This is a genomic window from Pseudomonas sp. CNPSo 3701 (genome assembly GCF_028674975.1).
In the GTDB taxonomy this organism is placed as follows: Bacteria; Pseudomonadota; Gammaproteobacteria; order Pseudomonadales; family Pseudomonadaceae; genus Aquipseudomonas; species Aquipseudomonas straminea.
On record NZ_JAQZSI010000036.1, the window covers coordinates 1 to 274 of the forward strand.

1 protein-coding gene is annotated in these 274 nt (G+C 61.3%); it reads left to right on the top strand.

What is annotated here, in order from left to right; genetic code table 11:
- Positions 1–274: Ig-like domain-containing protein (locus tag PVA39_RS23275; protein ID WP_274126081.1), on the top strand; the 274-nt coding region annotated here is incomplete at both ends.

Below are 274 nucleotides of genomic sequence, written 5' to 3' on the forward strand. Positions count from 1 at the left end.
GGTACTGCCACGGACAGCGAAGGCTATAGCGTCGACGTCACTGCCCCAGTCCCGACCATCAGCCTCGATGCCAACATCACTGCCGATGACGTGATCAACATCGCAGAGTCCACTCAGCAGATCCCGGTCACCGGCACTGTCGGTGGCGATGCCAAGGCCGGTGACACCGTCACCCTGACCGTCAATGGCAAAGACTTCACCGGCTCGGTCGTTGCCAATCCTAACGGCACCCTAGGCTTCAGCATCAACGTCCCAGGCTCTGACCTGGTCGCCG